This is a genomic window from Microcystis sp. LSC13-02 (assembly GCA_002282935.1).
Lineage (GTDB): Bacteria > Cyanobacteriota > Cyanobacteriia > Cyanobacteriales > Microcystaceae > Microcystis.
In genome coordinates this window covers 1-5,884 of the sequence record MTBT01000294.1, presented here as the reverse complement: position 1 = coordinate 5,884, position 5,884 = coordinate 1, and the positions used below count along the sequence as shown (strand labels likewise).

General features: G+C 45.6%; 7 protein-coding genes and 1 tRNA gene. 4 read left to right on the top strand and 4 right to left on the bottom strand.

The annotated features are described in order from the left end of the window. Positions 1–190: helix-turn-helix domain-containing protein (locus BGL89_RS18490; RefSeq protein ID WP_286826988.1), on the bottom strand; the 190-nt coding region annotated here is incomplete at its 3' end. Positions 191–247: 57 nt separating this feature from the next. Next, positions 248–1,138, bottom strand: a complete 891-nt coding sequence (locus BGL89_RS18485) for a hypothetical protein (protein ID WP_286826987.1) — start codon at positions 1,136–1,138, stop codon at positions 248–250. Positions 1,139–1,232: 94 nt separating this feature from the next. Here BGL89_RS18485 and BGL89_RS18480 point away from each other — a divergent pair, with 94 nt between their 5' ends. The 3 genes from BGL89_RS18480 (at position 1,233) to BGL89_RS18470 (ending at position 3,666) form a co-directional block, all read left to right on the top strand. Continuing rightward, positions 1,233–1,793: a DciA family protein gene (locus BGL89_RS18480; protein ID WP_286826986.1), complete on the top strand. Its 561-nt coding sequence runs from the start codon at positions 1,233–1,235 to the stop codon at positions 1,791–1,793. A gap of 376 nt (positions 1,794–2,169) precedes the next feature. Continuing rightward, on the top strand, positions 2,170–2,445 hold the full coding sequence (locus BGL89_RS18475) for a hypothetical protein (RefSeq protein WP_002785575.1): 276 nt from the start codon (positions 2,170–2,172) through the stop codon (positions 2,443–2,445). Between the two features lie 222 nt (positions 2,446–2,667). Beyond that, positions 2,668–3,666 (top strand): Gfo/Idh/MocA family protein, encoded by a 999-nt coding sequence (locus BGL89_RS18470; RefSeq protein WP_286826989.1) that lies wholly within the window; start codon positions 2,668–2,670, stop codon positions 3,664–3,666. A 6-nt stretch (positions 3,667–3,672) separates the two neighbouring features. Here the strand turns inward: BGL89_RS18470 and BGL89_RS18465 are convergent, their stop codons facing one another. Both BGL89_RS18465 and lgt read right to left on the bottom strand, forming a co-directional pair. After that, a complete protein-coding gene (locus BGL89_RS18465) occupies positions 3,673–4,623 on the bottom strand; it encodes a branched-chain amino acid ABC transporter permease (RefSeq protein WP_286826984.1) in 951 nt (316 codons plus the stop codon). 12 nt (positions 4,624–4,635) lie between these two features. After that, on the bottom strand, positions 4,636–5,487 hold the full coding sequence (lgt, locus tag BGL89_RS18460; RefSeq protein ID WP_286826983.1) for a prolipoprotein diacylglyceryl transferase: 852 nt from the start codon (positions 5,485–5,487) through the stop codon (positions 4,636–4,638). A 73-nt stretch (positions 5,488–5,560) separates the two neighbouring features. Between lgt and BGL89_RS18455 the strand changes: the two genes are divergently transcribed. Beyond that, positions 5,561–5,641: transfer RNA gene (locus tag BGL89_RS18455), tRNA-Leu, on the top strand. Positions 5,642–5,884: the final 243 nt, after the last annotated feature.

Below are 5,884 nucleotides of genomic sequence, written 5' to 3'. Positions count from 1 at the left end.
CTTGCTTTTTCCAATCGGTTAGCATTGAAGAAGTTTGAGCATATCCTACTCTTTCTTGTCTTTCGTACCATGCTTGTGTTCGTTCGTGGAGTGCCTTATTGTCAACCAATCTTACACAGCCCAAAGTGTGCCGCAATAGCGACTCTTGTTCGGGTGTGGGGTAAAATCGAAACCAATAGGCTTTTTCCATGTCTCACATTTTAGCATATATTTCGTAAATGTGCTAATATTTAACAGTAAAGCCAACCTAGAACGGCGGGGTTTCAGAGCCAAAATTTTCGATGATAGAACTAGGGACGGGGGACTGGGAGGGATCGGCTGTTTCTGAAGGTGCCGGACTACTGGGAGAAGGGGATGCTTGTAATTCTGGCGGTAACTGTTTCATTAACTCCGTGGCATCCTGTGGGTTTTGATTAGCCAGACGACGGGCTTTTTCCCGTTGAAAAAAGGGTAAATTAGCGGGTGATTCTTCTCTTTGACGCAATTCCTCTAACATTCGTTCGTTAATGATCGCGGTCGAGGGGGCAGGGGTGACTTGGGGCGGTGGTGGCGGTGGTGCGGAAACTAGGGAAGATACGGGCGGGGTGCTGGGGGGAGTGGGGGCGACGGGTAAAGGTTGCTTGATCTTACTGACGGCTAATTGATGGGCAGGCATGGGGGACGGTGGCGGATTTGGCGGTAAGAGGGCATTAGTCGGATTTATAGCGGTGGGGGGACTCTGAACCACTGGTGGGGCGGTAATATTAGTTATCGGGCTGGTTTTAAGGGGAGGAGCGGGAATATTAACGATCGGACTGGTTTGAGGAGTTTTCTGTACTGGACGAGCGATCGCTATCAATCGATCGAGGTGGCGGGAGTTATTTTGGCGCTGCTCGAGGGGGGAATTCTCAGCTTTCCTCGGGGTGGGGGTAGTATTGGTTAACCATTGATTGAGACTGAGGAGACTATTAGCAATTAAAAAGATCGCCATTGCCTGGATACCCCTTGGGGTAAAAAAGACATCTTTAGCTTGGGGATAGACGTTAATGACAGCAGCTTCTAGGTATTCTGGTTCCCGAGCGGGATCGATGGCTGAACTGGGTTGATGGACGATCGAGAGAGGGGAATCTTGGGGGGATGGGGATTGATCGGATTTCATGGCGGATATCTAGGGCAAGGATATTAAAGGTTATGCTGAAAAGTTAGCAGGTTTTTTCGTCCTAGTGTATCGTGGTATTCCCTAGATTTTCTCTATGTCTTTACATTCTCTTGCCAAAATTTTGGCGGTTATTACTCAACAGGCGGGTTGGGAAGAATATTGCCACTATGATCAAGTGCTGCAATTGTGGCCAAAAATTATTAATCCCCGTCTGCTTGAGCAAACCCGGCCTTTTTCCCTGAGTCGCGGGGTTTTATCGGTGGCTACCAGTAGCGCCGCTTTAGCACAGGAATTGTCTTTACAACGCTATAGCTTATTAAAACGGCTTAATAGTCAGTTAGAGACTCCCTTGAGCGATATCCGCTTTTCTGCTGCCCGTTGGCAGCAGGATAGTCAGTTAATTCCGCTAGAAGCGATCGCACCTAATTCCCTCAGAGATCATCCTAGCTATGTCACCCCGGAAAAACCGCCAGAAAATCCCCAGCAACCGGACATTTTAGAGACTTGGAGCCAGAAAATACGTCATAGAACCCGATCCTGGCCAATTTGCCCTCGTTGTCAGTCTCCCACTCCCTCCGGAGAGCTTGAGCGTTGGCAATGTTGTGCTTTTTGTTTTGCCCAGTCGGGCGGGGTAAAAGATTCAATTTTTTTATAGTCTTGTGGAAAGAGTGGTTTTGAGTCAGGAATCAATTGGCCGATCTTTTCTGTCTTAATTGAACCTGTATTCATCAATTCTATCGAGCTAAGGCTTGATCCCCGTTCTGTTATTGCTGATACTAGACCCAATAACCTCGGCCACAACTGAGTTGAAATCTTCAGTTTTGAGACAGTGCTGCTTTTTGCAAAGTAACTATTAAAAGATTCTAAAAATAAAATTTTTTTTGGGGATCACTAAAAACTATATGGCATATCAGTTCTAGCTGTGGTAGTCAGGAAAATACCCTTGGCAGAGAGTAGGACAATATTACACAGAGCGAAAAGAGAGTCATCCCTTGAGTTCCTTATAATCATCTTCCTTTTAAAGCCAAACCATGCAAGCCGCAAACTTTCTTACCTCTTCCTGTCGATACTGCCGATACTATCAAACCCAAGGTCGGCGCGGTGGCACTTGTCAACAACTAGATGTTCCCGTCGAAGCTCATTGGAAAGCCTGCGCTCTAGCGATGCCTCCTTTTAGCACTGAATGGCAACAACTCAATCGGGTGGTTAGTTTAGAACAGTCTCTAGAATTAACCTGTGCAGTGTCGCCAACTCCCGTGGTGGTTTCCCCTCGTCGTCATGCTCCCCGACAACCGATCGCGGTTTAGAAGATCTGGGGCCTAAACAGGAGCAAAAAATTGGCGTTGCCCATTCAAAATATGAATTCACCCTCCCACATCTTTTAGGGTGCTATTTTTGAGATAATAGATAGGTTGATTGCCAAGATAAAGCTGGAAAAGGCGAGAGGCAGTCGGCAGGAGTCAGGAGATTATTTTTATTTATTCTCCCCACTTCCCACACCCCACTTCCCGATAATTAATGTCGCCAGAATGCCCCTGATGACTTCTCATCGTCCTCTAAAAATTGGTATAGTTGGGACGGGGTTCGCCGCTCAACGTCGCGCTGAAAGCTTGCAAGCGGATGATCGCGCTAGGCTTCTGTATGTTAGCGGTAATAGTGCCGAATCGATCGCTAATTTCTCGCAAAAATACCAAATTTCTGCCCTAGATTCGGCAGTAAGCCTTGCCAGCCATCCCGATCTCGATCTGATTGTCGTTGCCAATGTTAATCAGGCCCATGCCTCGATCGCCGGTACTGCCTTAAAATCCGGTAAGCACGTTATCGTCGAGTATCCCCTAGCTTTCCACCCGGCAGCGGCAGCTGAATTAATCACCCTAGCCGAAACCGAGAACAAATTACTGCACGTCGAACATATTGAACTTTTGGGGGGACTGCATCAAACCCAACAGCAGTATTTAGCCACCCTCGGCAATATCCACCTAGCCCGTTATACCACGATCGCCCCCGGCAGACCAGCACCCCGGCGCTGGACATTTCATCGGGATTTATTCGGTTTTCCTTTGATCGCTGCCCTTTCTCGTATCCATCGCTTGACTAATTTATTTGGGGAAGTGGAGTCCGTATCCTGTCATTGTCGTTATTGGAATGCCCCGGAATCCGATTATTTTCTGGCCTGTTTGTGTGAGGCGCAGTTATTATTTAAAAATGGCTTAATTGCCGAAGTTACCTACGGCAAAGGCGAAGTTTTTTGGCAAAATGAGCGAACTTTCACTATTCATGGCGAGGAGGGTAGCTTAATTTTTGAAGGGGAAAAAGGGCAGTTAATTAATAGTGAAGGTAGCCAAGCTTTAGAAGCGGAAACCCGTCGCGGTCTTTTTGCCAAAGATACCGCCATGGTACTAGATTATCTGTTCGATCGGGTTCCTCTCTATGTTACTCCCCAAGCCAGTCTTTATGCCCTAGAAGTGGCCTATGCTGCCTATCAATCTTCCTTGTCGGGAAAAACAGTTTTTCTCTCGGCCAATTAAACCGACTTAGACTTTTTGAATTAACTTTCTGCCTAGTAAACCCTGGGGACGAACTAACAACATAATAAAGAGAATAGCAAAAGCGATCGCCTCTCGATAACCAGAATATTCTGCGGGAACAAAAGCTTCGGCAATACCCAATAATAAACCACCGATGACCGCTCCGGGGATACTTCCCAATCCCCCTAAAACAATCACTCCTAAACCTTTTAATCCGAAAGCAATGCCGAAATAGGGGCCCGCGATACTAACACTAGAACCGACTAAAGTTCCTGCTAAACCTGCCAAGGCACCACTAATAAAAAAGGTAATCACGATAAATTTTTCGGGATTGATCCCCAACAAACTGGCAGTGGTGACATCTTCAGCTACTGCTTGTAAAGCTTTGCCCATTTTGGTAAAATTAACCCAATAAGTCAGTAAAGCTACCATCACTGCTGAAACCAGAAAAATAATCATCTGAATTGTGCGAATTGCCACGGGGCGAGCGGCTGTACCAAAATTAATTGCGGGGGGAAGATTGCCATAAATCCCATCGGGAAAAGTATAAATTTCTGCCCCGAATAAGTATTGAATGACATTGACAATCACCAAGGCTGCCCCTAGGCTAGAAACCAGAGTTAAGAGAGAATCGGAACCCCGTACCCGGAGGGGTTTAAAGGCCAATCTTTCCAGAAGAACCGAGGTGAAACCTGAAAGGATACAGCCTAGCAAAAGTGCCAAAAAAAAGGGTAAGGAAAAGGGTAATTTGGCATTAGCCAATAAACCATTAAAACCGAAAACTCCCCCCGCTAGAGCGTAGGTAAAATAGGCACCGAGGGTAAAAATTGCGCCATGGGCAAAATTGATAATCCCTAAAATGGAAAAAATCAAAGTGTAACCGAGGGCAAAAATAGCATAGACACTACCGATCGATAAACCGTTTAAAACCTGTTGAAAAATCGTTACTAGATCCATTGTCAGGGTTAGCTAGGGTGACTTTTGATTATAACTGACGGTCGTCACCACATCTGGTAAAGGACGCTGCAGTTTATATAACCAGAATAAACCAAAAATACCGATAGCGATCGCCGCTAAACTAATTATTTGCGCCATTTTCAGAGGCCCAAACATTAAACTATCGGTGCGTAGCCCCTCGATCCAGAATCTACCTAGACTGTAGGCGATAAAATAGACTAGGGTAAGGGTGCCAATTTTTAATTTACTAGGGGATTTTAAACCCCAGAAAAATAGATAGATGAGTAGGGCAAAAACTCCCAGATTCCAGAGAGATTCGTAGAGAAAAGTGGGGTGAAAATAATCGACAGCGATATATTCTAAAGGACGACTAGCGGGAGGAATAAACAACTTCCAAGGTAAATTAGTCGGACTGCCAAAAGCTTCCGAATTAAAAAAGTTACCCCAACGTCCGATCGCTTGACCGAGAATAACTGAAGGTGCCACCAGATCGAGTAATTGCCAAAGAGAAACCCGATTAACGCGGGCAAAGATTAGGGCTGCCAGCAAACCCCCGATAATTGCCCCGTGAATAGCGATACCTCCCTTCCAAATGGCGATAATATCAGCAGGATTTTGCGCGTATTCTTGCCACTGAAAGAGAACATAGTACAGACGGGCTGCAGGTATAGCCCCCACTACTAACCAAATGGCCAAATCAGCGATTAAATCCGGATCGATCGCTCTTTTTTGGGCGAGGTACTGGGAGAGGGTGACACCCAATAATACCGCCATAGCGATGAGAAATCCATACCAGCGCACCGAAATTGGTCCGATCTCCCAGAGGACGGGGCCGGGAGACTGAAAGACAAAACCTAAGAGCATAAAATTATTAAGAATAAAAAATTTTATCTTTCCTATAGTATCTTATGCTATGATAAAATACGGTGACATATTTGCGGATGTGGCGGAATTGGTAGACGCGCTAGATTTAGGTTCTAGTGTCTTTGATGTGTGGGTTCGAGTCCCTCCATCCGCATTAACCCTGGGGTCGATGAAGTGTAACCTAATTTGGTATTGACGACCGACGACCCAAAAGGAAAACTTGTTAATTTCCATTTTTGAGACTCCGATTCGGGAAATTGGTATTGTAAAGTTTCAATACAAATATAGTCAGATATAGTCAGGCACGGTAATATATAGACATGAAACTATCAGACTATGCAAAAAAAGCAGGAATAAGTTATCGAACGGCTTGGAGATGGTGGAAACAAGGGAATTT

Bases quoted from the DNA above. Each gene is read 5' to 3' on its own strand.
- BGL89_RS18485 (WP_286826987.1), bottom strand. From the start codon at position 1,138: ATGAAATCCGATCAATCCCCATCCCCCCAAGATTCCCCTCTCTCGATC.
- BGL89_RS18480 (WP_286826986.1), top strand. From the start codon at position 1,233: ATGTCTTTACATTCTCTTGCCAAAATTTTGGCGGTTATTACTCAACAG.
- BGL89_RS18475 (WP_002785575.1), top strand. From the start codon at position 2,170: ATGCAAGCCGCAAACTTTCTTACCTCTTCCTGTCGATACTGCCGATAC.
- BGL89_RS18470 (WP_286826989.1), top strand. From the start codon at position 2,668: ATGCCCCTGATGACTTCTCATCGTCCTCTAAAAATTGGTATAGTTGGG.
- BGL89_RS18465 (WP_286826984.1), bottom strand. From the start codon at position 4,623: ATGGATCTAGTAACGATTTTTCAACAGGTTTTAAACGGTTTATCGATC.
- lgt (WP_286826983.1), bottom strand. From the start codon at position 5,487: ATGCTCTTAGGTTTTGTCTTTCAGTCTCCCGGCCCCGTCCTCTGGGAG.